Below are 17,565 nucleotides of genomic sequence, written 5' to 3'. Positions count from 1 at the left end.
AGCCGCCCGTCACACACCGTCCATCAGCACAGCGAGAACGTCAGGTTGGTGCAGATGTACTCACAGGAGTTGGTGGCGGTGAAACCGATGTCAATCCTGCCGCCGACGACGTCCATCAGCTCGGTCTCGCTCAGCTCGTTCAGCGTCGCGCCAGAGGGGTTCGAGGGCAGCTGGGCGCGCTGCTCGGCGGTGAGGCTCTCGCGGAACGACGGGTCCTTCCAGGCGCGGATGATCATGTCGGGGGTCATCATGTTGAGCCGCCTCCTTTTTGACGGCCCTCGCAGGCTAGCCCGTGAACTCCGGCTGCTTCAAACGTCTCCGCCTTTTCATGTATCACCGGGTGTTTCCGGTATGAGTCGCGGGCGCCCCATCTCTCCCTGGAGCGTGGGAGGGAAGTCACGCGTGGTGAAGAGCCCTGCGCCGAGACCCTTCCAGGACTACGGCTTGGGTGGGGCTTCGGGGGCTTTCTGCATGGACTCACGTGCGCGAACCCGCTCCTCACGCTGCTTCTCGACCAGCGCTCGCGCCTTCTCCTTCTGCGGCTCCTCCAGGAGGGCTTCGACCTCGCGGTATGCCACCGTCTCGTTGTCCTCCATCGCCTGGAGCAGGAGCTGTTGCCGCTTCAGCGCTTCTTCGCTCAAGGGTGCGGGAGGTTGGGCTGGAGGCGTGTACGGAGGCCGGCCTCCGCGGCCCGCGGGGCCAACCCTGACAGGCATGGCTCCCGGCGGCGGATTGGCTCCCATGGAGGGGCTCCAGATCCCCCGAAGCTCTTCACGCAGGGGCTTGTTGGTCACGGCCAGCGCTTCGTCCCGCTGGCCTATCTTGATCAACTGGTCGGTGCTCAGCCCCAGCTCCTGATAGTTCTCGAGCAGCAACGCGAGGGGCGACTCGAAGAGGATCCTCGGGGGCGGCTGCCTTCGCTGTTCCACCGGGGGGGACGATGCGCAGGCAGTAACAAGGGCCACCAGCAACAACCACGGCGCGAGATGACGCGGCGACATCGGTCCTCCTTGGGGCGTGTGCCTTCTCTCTATTCTGATATCGCGTCCCACAGAAGGCCCAGGAGGTCCTGGTGCCAGGAGCACTGACGTAGAGTGCACGAGTGATGTCCCAGCCTGACGACTCCTCCGGCCTGAATGACGGCTACGTGTACCGCGAGCGGATTGGCGCTGCCTCCGTGGGGCGCACCGCGCTCGCCCACCTGACGAGCACGTACCGGCACTCCACCGAGGAGCAGTGGCGTGCGCGCTTCGTGCGCGGCGAGGTCCAACTGGACGGCCTCATCGCGACCGGCGACGAGGTGCTGCGGGCCCACCAGGAGCTCTGCTGGCACCGGCCGCCCTGGCGGGAACCGGAGGCGCCCGCCAGCTTCGAGCTGGTGTTCGAGGACGCTTCGCTGCTCGCGGTCATCAAGCCGAGCGGGCTGCCGACGCTGCCCTCCGGCGGCTTCCTCAAGAACACACTGCTCTCGTTCGTGCGGCTGCGCTGGCCGGAGGCGTCCGCGCTGCACCGGCTGGGGCGGGCGACCTCGGGGCTGGTGCTCTTCTCCCGCACGCATGAAGCCGCCGCGAAGCTCTCGGGCAACTGGCGCGAGGGCGACGTGGAGAAGCGCTACCGGGCGCTCTCGGACGGGGTCGCGGCGCAGGAGTCCTATGACATCCACACGCCCATCGGGCTGGTGCCCCACCCCTTGCTGGGGTCGGTGCACGGGGCGGCCGCGAAGGGCAAGCCGTCACACAGCCGCGCGGAGGTCCTGGAGCGGCGTGACGGGCAGACCCTCTTCGAGGTGCGCATCCACACGGGTCGGCCCGAGCAGATCCGCATCCACCTGGCGGCCATCGGCCATCCACTCACGGGAGATCCGATGTTCGCCTCGGGAGGTCTGCCCCGCGAGCACAATCCCGGTCTGCCCGGAGATGGTGGCTACCTGCTCCACGCGGAGACGCTCGCGTTCACGCACCCCCTCACGGCGGAGCGCCTGCGTCTGCATGCCCCACCTCCGGCCGCGTTGCGGATGGCGTCGGAAGCCTGAGCCCCGGCACGCAAGGGCCTCAGTAGGTGCCCCAGCGCGAAGGAAGCGGCCCGCTCCATTGCGTCTGGTTTCCCGGCGTCGTCAGCGGAGTGGTGCCACTGATGCGCATGATGCTGGAGCTCTCGTTGAGGCTGGACCAGTCCACGGCGATGTTGCGGCAGTAGCGGTCCTTCGCGAAACCGGTGGTCATGTCGTGGATGCAGGGGGTGGCATCCCAGACGCGGTTCGCTTGCAGTCGCTGGACGGCGGCGACGATGCTGGTGGGCATCTCCCCGGAGGCTCGGACGAAGGGAACGCCATCGACAGGCACGCCCTTCGACGACAGCAGTTCGAACGCCTTGCCGGAGTAGCTCAGCGTGCCAGGCATGCTGAAGTCCCAGGCACTGGCGCTGAAGGGCTGAGTCTGTCCACAGGAGGCCGGGGCGCCGGGAGCGTCCGTGCAGGCGCCGCCGAGGTGAAGCACCAGCACGGCGCCCGTCTCCACCGTGTAGCCCTGGGGGAAGGTGAAGGCGAAGTCGGCGTTGGTGAGCTCCTGGAGGGAGATGCCGGTCAGCGTCCCGCCAGTGACGGCCACCAGTTCGATGAGGTCCTGCGGGGCGTCGGGGTTGATCTCGGTGATGCGAAGCGAGGCTTCAGGCGGGGGCCCACCGCCATCCAGGGTGCCCGCATCCGAGCCACCGGCATCCGGAGCGCCCGCGTCGCCGGAGCCCGCGTCCTCGGCGCCCGCGTCGGGAGTGCCGGAGTCCACGCCCGAGTCACCCGTGCCTGCGTCCCCTGTCCCCGCGTCTGGCGAGGAGGCCTGAACGCAGCGTTCTTCAACGCAGACGATGTCGGAGCCTCGGGACGCACAGTCCGCCGTGTCCGTGCACTCAGGGTCGGAGCAGGCGGTGGAGATGAGGGGGAGCAGGGCAAGGGCTGCGAGTCGCGGGCGGAGCATGGAGAGGACCTGGATGCGCGGTGGGGGGTGGGGGCAGGCGGCGCGCAATGAAACATAGGAGAAATGGGAGCGCTGTTGGGGAGGGGAGCGCTGGCCCGGCTCCTGGCCTTCCGTCACCTGGAGATGGAAAGTGGCGTCGCGCCCCGCCGAAGTACAATGAGGCACTGGTTGCGACTCGCCTCACCTTCCTTCGATCCTGCCCCTTGGAGCCCGTGCGAGCCGCCCCCCGCATGACTTCCGTGTGATGTCACGACGCACGACATTGGCGCTCGGCCTGGGGGCCCTGGTCTTCCTGGGCGCGCTCCTGCTCATCCGTTGGCACGGCGGCCGTGGATCCGCGGCCGTGGCCCGGCCTGGAGCGGCTGCTGCCCAGGAACCCGTGCCCCGCGTGATGGAGGCTGCGCCTCGCCGTGAGGGCTTCCTGGGCGTCATCGTCGCCAGCGGCAGCGTGGACGTGGCCGCCCGGATGGAGGGCACCCTCGAGCGCATGAACGCGCAGGTCGGAGACACCGTGCGCCAGGGCGCGGTCCTCGCCCAGCTGGACACGCGGGCTCTGCAACGCGAGCTGGCGGTGGCGCAGGCGTCGCTCCAGGCAGGGGAGGCGGAACAGCACATCGCCTCCATCGCGCTCACGGAGATGCAGGAGCGGCTCCAGCGCCGCTCCGACCCGAAGCAGCGCGCCCTGGGGGCCCTCTCCGAGGAGGAGCTGGCCACCGCGCGCTTCCAGGAGCAGACCTCCGTGGCCCGCCTGCGCGCGGCGGAGGCGATGGTGGCCGAGCGCAAGGCGCGCGTGGCGCAGATTGCCCAGAAGATCTCCGATGCCTCCATGCTGGCGCCCTTCGACGGGCAGGTCGCGAACCGCTACCTGGACACCGGGGCGATGGTGGCCCCCGGCCGCGCCGTCTTCCACCTCATCCGCTCCGGAGCACAGCAGGTGCGCTTCGCCATCCCAGAGGACCAGGCTGCGAGCCTCTCGGTGGGCACGCGGCTGTCCGTCGAGGTTCCGTCCCTGGGGCAGGCTCTGGAGGGGAGGGTGGAGAACCTGGCGCCGGAGGTGGACGCGGCCTCGCGCATGGTCCTGGCCATCGCGAGCGTGCCCCGGGAGGGCCATGCGCCGGTGCCCTCGGGTGTCGTGGTGCGGGTGTTCATCCAGAAGGAAGCCGCTTCCCAGGCGGTCACGCCATGACGTCCAAGCCGAGCCCGTACCGCAAGGAGGCACTGGAGTACCGGCAGCGGGCCCACGAGCCCTCCGGAGGAGACCTCTTGCGGATCAGCCCCGCGTGGACCCGGTGGGCCTACTGGGTGCTGGTGGGCGCGCTGGCCTGTTCGCTGCTCTTCTTCTGCGTGGGCACGCTCTTCGAATACGCGGCGGGCCCCGCGATCATCCGCGTGGAGGGCAAGACGGACCTGACGGTCACGTTCTCCGGCGTCGTGCTGACGGTGGACGTGCAGCCCGGCCAGCGCGTCGTCGCGGGCCAGCCGCTGGTGCACTTCGCATCCGAACAGGAGCAGGGGACCCTGGCGCGCATCTCCCGCGAGTTCGAGCTGCAGCTCGTCCGCTACCTGCGCGACCCCTCGGACGAAGGTGCACGCCAGGCGCTCACGGGCCTCAGGGCCGAGCGCGAGCTGGCCCAGGCCCGGCTGGAGGAGCGCACGCTGCGAGCGCCGCACGCGGGCGTCGTCGGGGACCTGCGGCTGCAGCCCGGCCAGTACATCCCCTCCGGCATGCGCGCGCTGTCGCTCCTGGGAGACGACGCGACGGTGGTGGTGCTGGGCTTCCTGCCGGGCCAGTACCGTCCGCTGCTCGTGCCGGGCATGGACCTGCGCCTGGAGCTGCAGGGCTTCGCCTACGAGTACCGCGACCTCGCCATCGAGTCCGTGGGTGATCAGATCATCGGGCCCGGGGAGGCGCGGCGCTACCTGGGCTCGGAGCTGGGGGACGCCATTCCCTTGGAGGGAGCGCTGGTGCTCGTGCGCGCGCGGCTGCCGCTGCGGACGTTCGTTCGCGAGGGACGGACCTTCAACTACTACGACGGCATGCCGGCGCGGGCGGAGGCGCGGGTGAAGTCGGAGAGCATCCTGCTCACGCTCGTTCCCGGACTGAAGGAGCTGATCCCCCATGGCGGATGAACCCGGACGGGGGCTCGTGGAGCGCTTCCCCGCGCTGCGGAGGCTCCACGCGGCGGCGCGCGGACAGCGCATCCCGGAAGTGCGGCAGATGACGCCGGCGGAGTGCGGACTCGCCTGCCTGGCCATGGTGCTGGGCTTCCACGGCCGGGGCGTGGGACTGGACGAGCTGCGGCGCGTGATGGGGACCGCCCAGGACGGGCTCGCGGCGGCGCACCTGCTGACGGCGGGACGCGCCTTCGGCCTGCGGGGGCGGGGCGTCTCCGTCGACCTGGACGGCGTGCCCTTCCTGCCCGAGGCGTCGGTCCTCCACTGGAAGTTCACCCACTATGTCGTCCTGGAGCGGTGGGCCGCCGACGGCGTGCACATCGTCGACCCGGCGCAGGGCCGCCGCTTCGTGTCCATGGAGCAGTTCCGGCAGTTCTTCACCGGCGTGGCGCTGCTCTTCGAGCCCGGCGAAGGCTTCGTGCGAGCCCCGGGCAAACCCAAGCGCAGGTCGCGCTACGTGGAGAAGTTCGCGCGCCAATCCCAGACGCTCACGCGGGTGTTCGTCCTGTCGTTGATGTTGCAGGTCCTGACGCTCTCCATCCCCCTGCTGACCGGCCTGGTGGTGGACCGCGTCGTTCCTCGCGGCGACTACCACCTGCTGCTGGTCCTGGGCGTGGGGCTGGGCGCGCTGGTGTGCTTCCACCTGCTGACCTCGCTGGTGCGCAGCCACCTGTTGCTGGAGCTGCGCACGCGGGTGGATTCGGACATGACGCTCGGTTTCCTCGAGCACCTGGTGTCGCTGGCGTACCCCTTCTTCCAGGTGCGCGCCGCGGGCGACCTGATGGCGCGCCTCAACGTCACCGCCACCGTGCGCGAGGTGCTCTCCTCCAGCCTCGTGTCCACGCTGCTGGATGGCCTGCTGGTGGTGCTCTACTTCGTCATCCTGACCGTGGCGAGCCCCGGGACGGCCCTGCTGGTGGGCGCCCTGGGCGCGTTGCAGGTGTTGGTGTTCGAGGTGTCCCGGCGCCAGCAGCGCAGCCTGCTCGCGCGGAACCTGGAGCTGGAGGCGCGCAACCAGAGCTACCAGATTGAAATGCTGACGGGGATGCAGACGCTGAAGGCCTTCGGCGCGGAGCACCGCGCCGTGCAGCACTACTCCAGCCTCTTCGTGGACGTGCTCAACGTCTCCCTGGCCCGAGGCCGGCTGACCGCCTGGGTGGACGCGCTCTCCGGCACGCTGAAGTTGAGCGCGCCGCTGCTGCTGCTCTGCATGGGCGCGCTCCAGGTCCTGGAGGGGCGGCTGAGCCTGGGGACGATGCTGAGCCTCAACGCGCTGGCCGTGGCCCTGCTCACGCCCCTGGCGAACCTGGTGTCCACGATGGGGCAGCTGCAACTGGTGGGCAGCTACATCGAGCGCATCGACGACGTGCTGGACACCCCGGTGGAGCGCGATCCGACGCGGCCAGAGGCGAGCGCTAAGCTGCAGGGCCGGATTGAAATGGAGCGCGTCTCGTTCCGCTTCGGTCCCCTGGCGCCGATGATCGTCCAGGACGTATCCGTGCGCATCGAGCCCGGGCAGCTGGTGGCCATCGTGGGGCGCTCCGGCGCGGGGAAGAGCACGCTCGCGAACCTGCTGCTGGGGCTCTACCTGCCCACGGGAGGACGGGTGCTCTACGACGGGGTCGACCTGGAGCAGCTGTCCTTGAGCGCGGTGCGGGAGCAGGTGGGCATCGTGTTGCAGGAGCCCTCCTTCTTCGGGGCGACACTGCGCGCGAACATCGCGCTCGGCGACCCCTCGGCGCCCCCGGAGCGCATCCTCGGCGCGGCGAAGCAGGCGCAGATCCACGATGAGATCATGGCCATGCCGCTCCAGTACGACACGCCGCTGGCGGACCGGGGGATGTCCCTGTCCGGAGGCCAGCGGCAGCGGCTGGCCCTGGCCCGCGCCCTGGTGCGTGATCCGAAAATCCTCCTCCTGGATGAAGCGACGAGCGCCCTGGACTCCGTCACGGAGCACCGGGTCCAGGACGCGCTGGCTTCACTGAACTGCACCCGCATCGTCATCGCGCACCGGTTGAGCACCATCCGCAAGGCGGACCTCATCCTGGTGATGGAGAACGGGCGCATCGTCGAGCAGGGGCGCCATGAGACGCTCGTGCGAGAGGACGGCGCCTACGCCCGGCTGGTGTCCGCCCAGCTCTGACGGACGTCCCGGGCGCTCGAGTTCGAAAGGCCTGAAGCGGTCTCCGGGCCTCAGCGTGCGCGCGTCATGACCCCGCCCTGCTCCAGCAACCCGAACAGCTCCAGCAGCGCGTCCACGGGAAAGACATGGCCGTACTCGGCATGGGCCGCGTCTCGGATGTCCGCCACGGAGCGCTTGCCGTCGGCGTAGCTCGCGAGCGCATCCGCCAGTTGGTAGAAGCGCAGCTCGCTCTCCCCCTGTTCGCGCAGGGCCGTGGCCGCGGCGGTCATGGCGGCCTTCACCGCGTCCACGCGGGCCTGGGACCCGGCCGGCGCATGGCGCTCCAACTCGTCGAACGACGCGAGCTCCTGGCCCTTCACGCGACGCGGAACGAAGGCGCGCGCCTTGCGCTCGGCTTCGCCAGGTGAGGGCTCCTTCAGGGACACGCCGCGCGCCTTCCCGTCCGCTTCCAGGCGCTTCAGGGCCTGGGACTCGGCGGTCTCCAGCGCCTGGACCATCGCCTTCACCGGCTCGGCGGGCGCGCCCAGGGCCAGGCAGGAGCGCAGGGCGTCGCGTTCGCGCTGGTAGCCCGCGCGCACCCCGGCGCGGGCCAGCCGGGCGAAGCCGGGCACCTGCGCGGCGGGCGTCGCGGCCAGCTCGCGGCGGGCCCGGAACTCGTCCTCGGCCACGCGCTTCGCGCCGTGCACCGCCACCAGTCGCGAAAGCTCCAGGGCGCCCGTGCCTTCGGCCCACGCGGCGACGGTGATGCCGACCAGGCCCGCGAAGGCGGAGCGGTGCAGCTGGGTGGGGTCCACGTTCTCCGGCCGGTCGCCGCTGGTGTGGTAGCCGTCATCAGGCCACGTGGAGTAGGCGACACCGGGGATGCCGTGGTCGTTGAAGAGCTGGTGATCCGAGCCCCGGCCGTAGCGCTCCATGTGTGCATCCATGGGGTCCTGCGAGCCGGTGACCGACCCGATGCGGAAGTCCTTCCTCGGCGGGTAGGCCACCCCGTTGAAGCGGTTCATGAAGGCCACCGTGGACTCGGACACGGCGTTCACGAAGCTGCCATTCCAGTCCGGCGTGTAGGAGACCTGGAAGCGCGAGTGGGCGCGGGTCATGCTGGCGCCGAGCATGTCGAAGTTGAACTGCGCCACCCGCCGCACCGGATCCGCGCCGTGGTGGGAGAACCACTCGCGGGTGCCCTCGAACTCCGGCAGCCACAGCACGCGCAGGGTGCGCACCGGCTGGGGCAGCACGCCCTGGCGGATGAGCGTGGTGTACGTGCGCACCAGCTCCAGCAGCGTGGCGGAGCCGGAGGCGTTGTCGTCGGCTCCGGGCTTGTAGTGGTCCAGGTGGGCGGTGAGGACGACCTCCTCTCCCGCGAGCGTCCCGGGGATGACGCCGCTGACGATGCGGAGGTGTCCCGTGGGCGCTTGCGTGGCGACGCTCACGTCCACCTTCACCGGCCCCTCCCGCAGCTGGGCGCGCAGCTCACGCCCCTGCCGGTCGGACACCATGAACAGGAAGGGCGTCCGCGCGCCCTGCGGCATCAGGCTCCGGGGGACGGTGGCCCAGCCCACCTGATCCGGGAAGTCGCCGTCCATGCGGTGGGGCGCGTTCCACGGCGGCGTCGAGTAGGACGAGACCACGCCCACGGCGCCGAGCTTCACCACGGCGGTGCGCAGCGTGGCCGTGGGATGGCCCCGGGTGAGCGCCACCTTGCCCTTCAGGTCCTTGCCTGCGTACTCCGCGTCCTGGGTGCCCGTGCCCACGTCGACCAGCTCCAGGCCCGTGCCCTCGAAGCTGCCGCTGCCGGTCGCCAGGGCCATGGGCAGGTCGGCGTAGGACGTCACGCGGTACCGGTGGGGACCCGCCACCCACAGCTCGCCGCGCGTGGCCCTCCACTGGGGGCCGTCCTTCATCGCCTCCAGGCGGACGTCCTGAAGCCCCGCGGCCTCGGCGGCGGCCTTCGTCCAGGTGGCTGCCTCCGTGTAGCCGTCCACGCTGTCCCTCGCGATGAGGGACAGCCGCTGCACGCCGTCATGGATGCGGTCGCCCGAGCTCTCCTGGATGAGGGCGCGCACCACGTCGTCCCGAAGCACCAGCCCGGTGGTGGGCGAGATGGGCCCCAGCGGGGACATGGCGACCTGGGCGGAGGCGCCAAATGAGACAGACAGCGCGAGGAGGGCGAAGGGCAACGGGCGGAGGGGCATGTCTTCCCCGTTCTACACCGTGCCTGCGGGGGAGGCCTTGGCCGCTTGCGATCTTCCGCGAGGGCGGGGCGCTCGACAGTCGCGTTCAGCGGACAGGGGGCGCCCCGTGCGTATTCCGTATCGCAAGCCCGGACGATGCTCAGGGGACGTACCGCTCGGCGGTGTTCAGCGCCACGCCGCCGTCGGTGCCTCCGATGATGAGCACACTCCCTGACTCCAGCCACGTCGCGGTGTGAGCGGTGCGCGCCGATGACATGGGGGCGATGGGCTCCCAGCCGCCATCCCGCCGGAGTATCTCCGCGGAGGCACGCGGCTTCGCGTAGGGGGTGGAATACCCGCCTGTCACCAGCACCTCGCCCGAGGGCAGCGCGGTGGCCGTGTGGAGGAAGCGGGCTTCCCTCATGTCTGCCTGGGGCGTCCACGAAGCGCTGCCTGGCTCGAAGAGGTCCACGGACGGGAGGACCGTCCCAGGTGAACCCTCGAGGGAGCCGGTGACCAGGACCTGTCCAGAGGCCAGCAGCGTCGAGGCGTGCCCGTTGCGCCCATGGCTCATCCGCTGCGAAAGGAGCCGCCATCCTCCATCCGGTGGGTTCGAGTCGTAGACCTCGGCGGTCGTCTCCGCTCTGTCGTAATTGAAGCCACCGATGGCCAACGCCACGCCACCGTCCAGCAGGGTGAGCGTCAGCATGTTGCGGTTGATGTTCAGGTCCCTCGCCTTCGTCCAGGATTGGCTGACCGGGTCAAAGAGTTCGGCGGTGTTCAGCCCGTCGTCCCCCGAGAATCCGCCACCCGCCACCAGCACCTTCCCCGAGGGCAGCAAGACGGCGGCATGGCCGGCACGTGCTCCGCCAGGGAGGGGACCGACCACGGTCCATTGATTCGCACCTACGTCATAGATTTCAGCGCTGTCCAGCGCGCCACCCGTGGGGCCCCTGCCACCGGCCACCAATACCTTGCCATCCGGCAACAGGGTGGCGGTGTGGTCCATGCGAGCCGTCCCCAGGTTCCCCCCGGGACTCCAGCTGTTTGATGAGATGGTGTAGAGCTCCGTCGTGTTCGTCGGGCTGACCGCCGAGAGATCGCCCGTGCTGCTTCCGCCAACAACAAGCACCCGGCCGTCTCTCAGCGCGGTGGCAGTATGGCCTGTGCGCCGCACCCGCATCGCGTCCACGGATTTCCATCCCGGCGGTTCGCGCTCGTCGTCGGGACGGCCCCCGTCAGCTCCTGCGTCCTGCCCCGCGTCCCCGCCGTCCCCGCCGTCTGGTCCACCTGCATCCAGGATGTCATTGCCGTCAGGCCCCGCATCCGACCCGCCATCCTTGCAGATGCGAGGATTGTCGAGGCAGAGCTGGTCCACCACGTCGTCGACGTCGAGACACGCAGTGGCCTGGACGCTGAGCAGCAGCATTCCAAGGGCTGTCGAGCGGAGCAGGGGCTTCATGGCCACCTCCCAGACACGAACACGGACGTCCCATCCAGCCCGAGCTGCACGGGCACCGGCTTCTTCGGCGACCCCAGCAGGTACATCCCCGTGGAGGCGCCCAGCCCCACCAGGCCTCCCACCAGCAGCCCCACGGAGGCCGTCTGCAGCCTTCGCGCGCTGTGGGCCACGTTCCGGGCATCGGCCAGTGAGTGGATGTCCTTCGCCGGGCCATCCAGCTTCGACTTCCGCCCCTCCGCCACACCCCAGAAGACGCCCGCCGCGACGACGAGGGCCCCTCCCGCCACGGCGGGAATCATCGCCCGGTCTCGCAAGGATGGGTGCGCGCCGGGCACCTCCCGCACGGGAGAGGATGAAGACTCCGGGAGTCCCGCGGTGATGACGGGGAGCGGCTCTCGCGGCGCCTGGACCTCCTGCGCTTCCGAGGGGGACTCCTGCGTCAGGGGCTCACTGGCCGCCCCCCGCGCGGCCCACTCCTTCAGGACCCTCTTGCGCACCGCTTCGAAGTGCCGCTTCACCTTGGGCGAGACCGTCAGCGGCAACTTCGCATCGGGGTTCAAGCCGAGGGCGGCCTTGAAGGCGGCTTCGGCGTCGCTCAACCTCCCGCTCAGCTCCGCCAGGATGACGCCCTGGTAGAGCGACAGCGCCACCTCATCCTCGGGCCCGCGAGACCCCTCCTGGCAGCGGACCAGCTGCTCCAGGGCACGCTCGTACTCGAGGTCCTCGATCAACAGGTAGATGGACTCCGCGCAGAGGCGCACGTCTGGGGAGACGTCGCCTCGGGCAGCCCCTGGGAGGAGGCAGAGCCAGAGAGACAATCCCCAGACACAGGTGCCGGGCAGCCACGGGATGCTCGACGACACGGCTCTTGCCTTGCCGTGGATGGAAGGACGCATCGCATTGTCTTTCATTGCACGGGTCCATGCTCCCGGTGCTCGCGGAGATGAAGGGTTGCCCTGTCGCCGGGTGCTGCTCCGTCCTGCGATTGCCCGGCCCCCGCTTCGTGGACGGCCCCGTCGCATCCGAGGGGCCTCGTCCACGAGGGGGCGCGCATGCCGCCTGGCCACGTCTACGGCTTCGGCGTCACCGGTGGGGTGTCGCTGCCATCCGGCGTGGAGGGGACGGCGGTGCCACTGGGTGGCGGGGAATGCGCCGCGTCGCCCAGCGGGGCTCCCTGCCGCTCCTGGAACCCGGTGCCGGCGGACGTCTGCCCGAAGAGGCCCGTGAAGGCGTCCTTCGTGTCCGAGTACTTCGCGTCCACCGTGCCGAGCGGAGCTCCAGGAGCCCCGCCCGCCCCGGACGTCTGGATGACCTCCTGCTGCGGCGGGGGCGTCAAGCCCAACACCTTCTCCAGCTCCGCCTTGCGATTCGTTCCCTCGAAGGCCGACTCGAGCTCGTTCTTCGTCGGCTTCACCTTGTCGATGTCCTTCTGGCTGTACGGGGCGGGCTTGCATTCCTCGAGGGCCAGCGCGTTCGCCTTGTGCATGGCCTGCTCCGCGCTCCTGGCGGCCAGGGCCGCCTGCTCCTCGGCCTTCTGGAGGTTCTGGGCCGCGGTCCTGGACGCCTCGTTGGCCTCCTTGAGCTTCTTCTCCGCGGCGGCGAGGGCTTCCTTCGACTTCTTCGCCTCCTCGGGCGTCTGCCCCGGCTTCTGCGCGGCCTTGCGTGCGTTGGCGGCTGCCTTCTCCGCGGTGGCCTTCTGCCGTCGCGCGGCATCCGCTTCGAGCTTGGCCCGCGCCAGGGTGTCCCGGGCCTCCGTCGCCGCCTTGCGTTTGGCTTCGGCGGCGAGCCGCGCCGCCTCCGCCTTCTGTCGGGCCGCCTCCGCGAGACGCTGTGCCTCGGCGGGATCGACTTTTGCTGCATTCGAACCACCGACTGCTTTCACTCCAGCCATGGGGCCGCTCCTCTTGATTGGGGCTGGCGGGTCAATGAATGGCCGCCCGTGCAATCAATGAGGAAGAGGGAGTGGGCCCAAGGGCATCCCAAGAAATCCCTGGGGCCCCCAGGCAGGGCTTCAGTCCAGCAGGCCCTGGAGGCTGAGATCCAGCCGGCTGCTGAGCAGTCCCAACAGGCTCTCCAGTGCGAGCCGGTCCTGCTTCAGCCGGGGTGTGAGTTCCATGCGAACACGCTCGAGCAACTGCTCGCGGGCCTCCGCGATCCTTCGCGCGATGCCGGAGCGCGAGCTGCCATACATGAGCGTCAGCCGGTCCATCGTGAACCCATGAAAGTGGTGCAGGCGCAGCAGGGTCCGCTCCTGTTCGGGGAGCACCGCCACCGCTTTCTTGAGCGACTCGACGAGGAGCTGGCGCGCGTCTTCGCGCAGCAGCGCGTACTCGGGGTCGCTCGGGGCCAGGAGCCGCGCGAGCTCCTCGGGAGGCTCCGCGACGAGCTCATGGCGCGCGTCCCGGCCCACCAGCTCGCCGGCGATGCGCGCGGCGACGATGCCCACCCAGGTCAGCAGGGGCCCTCGTCCCCCATAGCTCGCGATCCGCGGGGGCGTGTCGCCGCTGCCCACCAGCAACCGCTCGCGCAGCACCTGAAGCACTTCGTCCACCATGCTCGGCGACACCCTCCCGAGCCGGGCGGGAATGTACCGGAGGATGTTCTGCTCGAAGGCCCGGAGGGCGGAGGGCTCCCCTCTGGCGCAGGCGCACGCGAGGTACAGGTCGGCGCCGTGGAGGATGCGCAACACCTCCGCGGTCCTTCCCACGGGCAGGTGGCGGGCCAGGTGCCGCGAGAAGGCCTCTTCCGGAAGCGGCGTCAGGGTCCCTGTCCACCCGCTCCGGGCCGCCTCGACGTATTGATTCAGCAGGGCCTCCAGCCCCTCCACTGCGTCCAGCTCCGCGCGCTGCCCCCGGGGCAGGTGCTCCCGCAGCAGCGCCGCCAGGGAGCCGGTCTTCCGTTGCTCGCTCATCGCTTCGCCTCCCGCTGTTGCCAGGCCAGCACCCGCTGGAGTTCCGGCCGGCCCCGGACCCCCACGGACTCCAGCCGCGTCCGGGCCTCTTCGGCCAGTTCGAGCGCTCGCGTCCGGTCCGGAGCGGGGCGCGTTTCGAGGAGCGCCCGGGCCAGCAGGAAGGAGGTCCTCCCGGCCGCCTCCGCGTCACCGGGCTTGCCCCATCGGGTCTGGATGCGACGGGCGCGCTCGAGCAGCGGTGTGGCCCGCGCCGCCGCGCCCAGTGCCAGATGCGCCTTGCCGGCGCAGGTCAGCGCGTTGGCGCCGTCCTGGGACTCCGCGCCATCGGCCTTCTCGGTGAGGGTCCTCGCCCGCTCGCAGTACGCGAGCGCCTCCTGCGGGGCCCGTGTCGCCAGGGCCAGCTCGGCCAGCAGCTGCAGCACGGACACCGTCTTCCCTGTCGCCGGGCTGGAGTCCTTCTCCAGCCGCTCCAGCGCGTCCAGCAGGTCGCGTCGCGCCTCGGGGTAGCGGCCCGCCTTCAGGTGCACCTGCCCCCGGACGGTCAGCGGCAGGGCGGCGCGCGGCGAGTCCGGGCCCAGTGAACGCTGGACGCGCTCCAGGGCCTCGGTGGCGAAGGCCAGCGCCTCGGCGCCCTGGCCCGCCTCTCGGGCGAGGACCGCCTGCTCCGTGAGCGCGAAGATGACGGTGATGTGATTGGGGCCCCGGCCCCGCTCGAAGATGGCGCGTGCCCGCTCGACCTGTGAGCGCGCCTCCTCCAGCCGGCCTTCCAGGCGCGAGACCCCGGCCAGGTTCAGCAGCACCGTCCCCAGCGGAGTGGTCTCCGGGCTGGAGGACGCCTCCTGGAGGGCCAGGGCCCTGCGCCAGGCATTGACGGCCTCCTCGTGCCGGCCCACCTCCAGCGAGGCCGTGGCGACGCGGTTGTAGGAGGTCACGAGGGCCGGGTTGTCGGGGCCCAGCAGGCGCTCGCGCAGCGCCAGGGCCTCGCGGTGGAGCTTCAGCGACTCCTCATAGCGGCCCTGGCTGTAGCGGATGCGTCCCAGCTGGTGGAGGAGGTTGGGCGTGCGCAGGCTGTCCGGGCCGTTCCTCCTGCGCGAGAACTCCAGGCCCTGGAGCGCCTCCTGCTCCGCCTCGGCGAGCTGGCCGTGCGACTCTCGCAGCGACGACAGGCGCGTGTGCAGGTCCGTCGTGATGTCGGGGAAGCGCTCCCGCCCCAGCCGCTCGACGGCGGCCCGGGCGTGCAGGATGAGCTTCTCCGCTTCGTCGGGGCGCGACTGCTCCTCGCCCACCGCCCAGATGAGCTCCAGCCAGGCCCGTGCCACCGTCTCGTCGTCACGCGTGGCCTCGCCCGTCCACAAGGCCTGGTAGAAGAACGCCTCCGCTTCCTTGGGTTTGTTGAGGCCCCCGAGGAACACGCCGTGGGCCAGGAGCACCTCCGCCCGCAGCGGCTTGTAGTCGAGCCCCTTCAGCTCCTCGAGGAGGGCTGTCGTCACCGCGAGCCCCTCGGTGAACCGGTGCGACACGAGGTGGGCGCGGGCCTGCGCCAGCTTGTGCCGTGCCGCCTCCACCGGGGCCCGGAGGTTCTCGGGCGGCTGCGGCCGGGCGGAGAGGCCGGGCGCGTCCCGGCAGCCGGCGAGCCCTTCGAGCGAGGTCGTCAGCGGGTGCGCGTTCTGCACCGTCAGCGCGTCCGCCTTCTCCAGCACCTCGGTCACGGCGGCGAACTGCCAGAGCCGCGCGTCGAGGCACGCGGCCGTCTGCCAGGCGAGGTCCTCCGTGTCGTTGTCCGCGGCCATGCAGGCCTCGGTGCGAAGCGTCCGCCACTGGGCGGCGTACGCGTCCAGCGTCGACGCGAGCTGCTCCCATGCTGGCGCGGCGTAGGACGCGTCCGTGGACAGGAAGGCCTTGCGGATCCGCTCGCGCCGCGCGGGGCTCCATGCCGCCGTGAGCTTCTCCACCTCCTGCTCGCAGTGGCTCCCCTCGCGATGCGTCATCCCGTAGGCCGCGAGGGTGCCCAGCACGCCCGCCACGGCCGCGGTGGCTGTCATGCGCGCAAGCCACCGGATGGGCCGTGGAGCGAGGGCCGCCAGGAGGGACTCCATGGAAGGGAAGCGCTCCTCGGGGTTGGCGCTGAGCCCCCGGAGGACCGCGCGCCGGACGCGGGCTGGGACCTTCACCTCGCGCTTCGGGGGGCTGATGTGGCCTTGCCGCGCGGCCTGGGCCAGCTCCTGGAGCGTCGCACCCTGGAAGGGGCGCACGCCAAAGAGGGCCTCGTGGAGGGCCACGCAGAAGCTGAACTCGTCGGAGTGCGCGTCCGCGTGCTGGCCTCCCATGAGCTCCGGAGCCATGTAGGCGGGCGTGCCCAGAAGCTGGCCCGTCCGCGTGAGGTGCCGCATGGCGGCGACCGGGTCCTTGCCGGGCTCCTGGAGCGGAGCGGCCTCGTCCGGGTGGAGCGGCCCGGCGATGCCGAAGTCCGTCACGAAGACGCGGCCCTCCTTGCTCAGGAGGGTGTTGGCGGGCTTGAAGTCACGGTGCACCAGTCCCGCGGCGTGCGCGGCGGCGAGTCCCTTGCCGGCTTCGCGGAAGACCCGGAGCACCTCCTTCCAGGGACGCGGCTGCTGCATCCACTCCGCCAGCGTGGTGCCCTCCACCAACTCCATGGCGAGGAAGACGCCGTCTCCATGGGTGCCCACGTCGTAGAGGGTGACGACATTGGGATGAGCGAGCCGGGCGAGCGCCTGGGCCTCGCGCAGCAGCCGCTGCCGCAGTTCTTCGCGTTGGCGTCCCTCGGGGCGCAGCATCTTGAGGGCCACCCGGCGTCCCAGTTCGGGATCGTCCGCCGCGTACACGACGCCCATTGCTCCAAGGCCGATGCGTTCTCGCACCACGTACCGGGAGAGCTTGTCGCCCGGCAGCAGTGGCTGGGACGCAGCCTGCGTGGAGGCCGTCGGAGCGCCGGCCAGGACCTGGGTGCCATTCCCCGCCGCCAGGACCCAACGGCAGTCCGTACAGCCTTCCAGGTGCGCCAGGACAGAGGTCCGGTGCTCTTCTGAGAGCAGCCCCGCGAGAAAGTCCGTCAGCGTCACTTCCTCTGGACATGAATGCATGTGTGCTCACTCCGCGATGCGTTCCGGTTTGCCAGACAGAGCCGTCGGAGAGTTGATTCAAGCGCGTGGGCATTCCCCCTTTGAAGTCCTGGGATGCAGCTTAGACCATTCCCGCGCTCTTCACGAGTGCATGGGCAGTCGTGCGTTGACTCGCGCACGGAAGAAATCTTGGGACGCAGGCGGGCCCATTCCCTCTTTCTCCATGAGCGCATCACTGGATTCTTGACTTCTAGGAAGAGCGCTCGGCGTTTCGTAAGTCCTGTGTGTCGGTGTCTTCCTTTCATTCGGATGGTGTCTGTCTATTTCGATGATGGGCTGTGAGTCCTTTATTGAGAGGGGAGTGTCCCATGGGCGCTGTCGCAGCTGCGAGTGGTCCGGGAGCAAAGGTAGACGCCGCCGAGCAGCAGCGAAAAGCGCAAGCGGATCAGCAGAAGGCGGAGGCCGCGAAGGTTGCCGCCGACGCCAAGATCAATGCGGCGGCGGATGCCCGGAAAGCCTTGCCGCCGGTCCGGCGCGCCGCGACTACCGCGCGACAGGAGAAGGCCGGCGCGGCCACGGTCGCCAAGGACGCGCGCAAGGACGCGCGGAAGCCAGGGCAGACACCCTCGGAGGTGAAGAAGTCCAAGGAGACCT

At 70.3% G+C, this 17,565-nt stretch carries 13 protein-coding genes; 4 read left to right on the top strand and 9 right to left on the bottom strand.

Annotation, left to right across the window (positions count from 1 at the left end; translation table 11 throughout):
* Positions 1-23: 23 nt before the first annotated feature.
* Positions 24-251 (bottom strand): mersacidin/lichenicidin family type 2 lantibiotic, encoded by a 228-nt coding sequence (locus D7X30_RS15730; protein WP_120563712.1) that lies wholly within the window; start codon positions 249-251, stop codon positions 24-26.
* Positions 252-437: 186 nt separating this feature from the next.
* Positions 438-1,001, bottom strand: a complete 564-nt coding sequence (locus tag D7X30_RS15725) for a hypothetical protein (protein ID WP_147443213.1) — start codon at positions 999-1,001, stop codon at positions 438-440.
* A gap of 104 nt (positions 1,002-1,105) precedes the next feature.
* Between D7X30_RS15725 and D7X30_RS15720 the strand changes: the two genes are divergently transcribed.
* Positions 1,106-2,032, top strand: coding sequence for an RluA family pseudouridine synthase (locus D7X30_RS15720; protein WP_120563710.1), 927 nt, complete (start codon positions 1,106-1,108; stop codon positions 2,030-2,032).
* 19 nt (positions 2,033-2,051) lie between these two features.
* Here D7X30_RS15720 and D7X30_RS15715 read toward each other — a convergent pair whose 3' ends face one another.
* Positions 2,052-2,969: a hypothetical protein gene (locus tag D7X30_RS15715; RefSeq protein WP_120563709.1), complete on the bottom strand. Its 918-nt coding sequence runs from the start codon at positions 2,967-2,969 to the stop codon at positions 2,052-2,054.
* A gap of 244 nt (positions 2,970-3,213) precedes the next feature.
* Between D7X30_RS15715 and D7X30_RS15710 the strand changes: the two genes are divergently transcribed.
* From D7X30_RS15710 to D7X30_RS15700, 3 genes are read left to right on the top strand one after another with little or no spacing between them, the layout of a single operon-like run.
* Positions 3,214-4,155, top strand: a complete 942-nt coding sequence (locus D7X30_RS15710; RefSeq protein ID WP_120563708.1) for an efflux RND transporter periplasmic adaptor subunit — start codon at positions 3,214-3,216, stop codon at positions 4,153-4,155.
* Positions 4,152-5,099 (top strand): HlyD family efflux transporter periplasmic adaptor subunit, encoded by a 948-nt coding sequence (locus D7X30_RS15705; protein ID WP_120563707.1) that lies wholly within the window; start codon positions 4,152-4,154, stop codon positions 5,097-5,099. Before D7X30_RS15710 ends, D7X30_RS15705 begins: the two co-directional genes overlap by 4 nt.
* Entirely contained in the window at positions 5,089-7,287 is a 2,199-nt protein-coding gene (locus tag D7X30_RS15700; protein ID WP_120563706.1) for a peptidase domain-containing ABC transporter, read from the top strand. Before D7X30_RS15705 ends, D7X30_RS15700 begins: the two co-directional genes overlap by 11 nt.
* 50 nt (positions 7,288-7,337) lie before the next feature.
* Here the strand turns inward: D7X30_RS15700 and D7X30_RS15695 are convergent, their stop codons facing one another.
* From D7X30_RS15695 to D7X30_RS15670, 6 genes are all read right to left on the bottom strand, one after another.
* Complete coding sequence (locus tag D7X30_RS15695; protein WP_120563705.1) at positions 7,338-9,479, bottom strand: M28 family peptidase; 2,142 nt, start codon at positions 9,477-9,479, stop codon at positions 7,338-7,340.
* A gap of 139 nt (positions 9,480-9,618) precedes the next feature.
* Positions 9,619-10,920 carry a kelch repeat-containing protein gene (locus tag D7X30_RS15690; RefSeq protein WP_199724336.1) on the bottom strand — a complete coding sequence of 434 codons (1,302 nt, stop codon included), beginning with the start codon at positions 10,918-10,920 and terminating at the stop codon, positions 9,619-9,621.
* Positions 10,917-11,816 (bottom strand): hypothetical protein, encoded by a 900-nt coding sequence (locus D7X30_RS15685; RefSeq protein ID WP_120563703.1) that lies wholly within the window; start codon positions 11,814-11,816, stop codon positions 10,917-10,919. Before D7X30_RS15685 ends, D7X30_RS15690 begins: the two co-directional genes overlap by 4 nt.
* A gap of 173 nt (positions 11,817-11,989) precedes the next feature.
* On the bottom strand, positions 11,990-12,811 hold the full coding sequence (locus tag D7X30_RS15680; protein ID WP_199724333.1) for a hypothetical protein: 822 nt from the start codon (positions 12,809-12,811) through the stop codon (positions 11,990-11,992).
* A 120-nt stretch (positions 12,812-12,931) separates the two neighbouring features.
* On the bottom strand, positions 12,932-13,831 hold the full coding sequence (locus D7X30_RS15675; protein ID WP_120563702.1) for an RNA polymerase subunit sigma-70: 900 nt from the start codon (positions 13,829-13,831) through the stop codon (positions 12,932-12,934).
* A complete protein-coding gene (locus D7X30_RS15670) occupies positions 13,828-16,932 on the bottom strand; it encodes a tetratricopeptide repeat protein (protein ID WP_120563701.1) in 3,105 nt (1,034 codons plus the stop codon). The genes D7X30_RS15675 and D7X30_RS15670 overlap by 4 nt, the downstream gene beginning before the upstream one ends.
* Positions 16,933-17,565 lie beyond the last annotated feature (633 nt).

The organism is Corallococcus sp. AB011P (genome assembly GCF_003611605.1).
Classification (GTDB): Bacteria; Myxococcota; Myxococcia; order Myxococcales; family Myxococcaceae; genus Corallococcus; species Corallococcus coralloides.
Note: the sequence above shows the minus strand (reverse complement) of the source record. Positions and strands in the feature narration are given on the sequence as shown.

Bases quoted from the DNA above. Each gene is read 5' to 3' on its own strand.
- D7X30_RS15690 (WP_199724336.1), bottom strand. From the start codon at position 10,920: ATGAAGCCCCTGCTCCGCTCGACAGCCCTTGGAATGCTGCTGCTCAGC.
- D7X30_RS15720 (WP_120563710.1), top strand. From the start codon at position 1,106: ATGTCCCAGCCTGACGACTCCTCCGGCCTGAATGACGGCTACGTGTAC.
- D7X30_RS15710 (WP_120563708.1), top strand. From the start codon at position 3,214: ATGTCACGACGCACGACATTGGCGCTCGGCCTGGGGGCCCTGGTCTTC.
- D7X30_RS15725 (WP_147443213.1), bottom strand. From the start codon at position 1,001: ATGTCGCCGCGTCATCTCGCGCCGTGGTTGTTGCTGGTGGCCCTTGTT.
- D7X30_RS15715 (WP_120563709.1), bottom strand. From the start codon at position 2,969: ATGCTCCGCCCGCGACTCGCAGCCCTTGCCCTGCTCCCCCTCATCTCC.
- D7X30_RS15705 (WP_120563707.1), top strand. From the start codon at position 4,152: ATGACGTCCAAGCCGAGCCCGTACCGCAAGGAGGCACTGGAGTACCGG.
- D7X30_RS15730 (WP_120563712.1), bottom strand. From the start codon at position 251: ATGATGACCCCCGACATGATCATCCGCGCCTGGAAGGACCCGTCGTTC.
- D7X30_RS15670 (WP_120563701.1), bottom strand. From the start codon at position 16,932: ATGCATTCATGTCCAGAGGAAGTGACGCTGACGGACTTTCTCGCGGGG.
- D7X30_RS15680 (WP_199724333.1), bottom strand. From the start codon at position 12,811: ATGGCTGGAGTGAAAGCAGTCGGTGGTTCGAATGCAGCAAAAGTCGAT.
- D7X30_RS15685 (WP_120563703.1), bottom strand. From the start codon at position 11,816: ATGCGTCCTTCCATCCACGGCAAGGCAAGAGCCGTGTCGTCGAGCATC.
- D7X30_RS15675 (WP_120563702.1), bottom strand. From the start codon at position 13,831: ATGAGCGAGCAACGGAAGACCGGCTCCCTGGCGGCGCTGCTGCGGGAG.
- D7X30_RS15695 (WP_120563705.1), bottom strand. From the start codon at position 9,479: ATGCCCCTCCGCCCGTTGCCCTTCGCCCTCCTCGCGCTGTCTGTCTCA.
- D7X30_RS15700 (WP_120563706.1), top strand. From the start codon at position 5,089: ATGGCGGATGAACCCGGACGGGGGCTCGTGGAGCGCTTCCCCGCGCTG.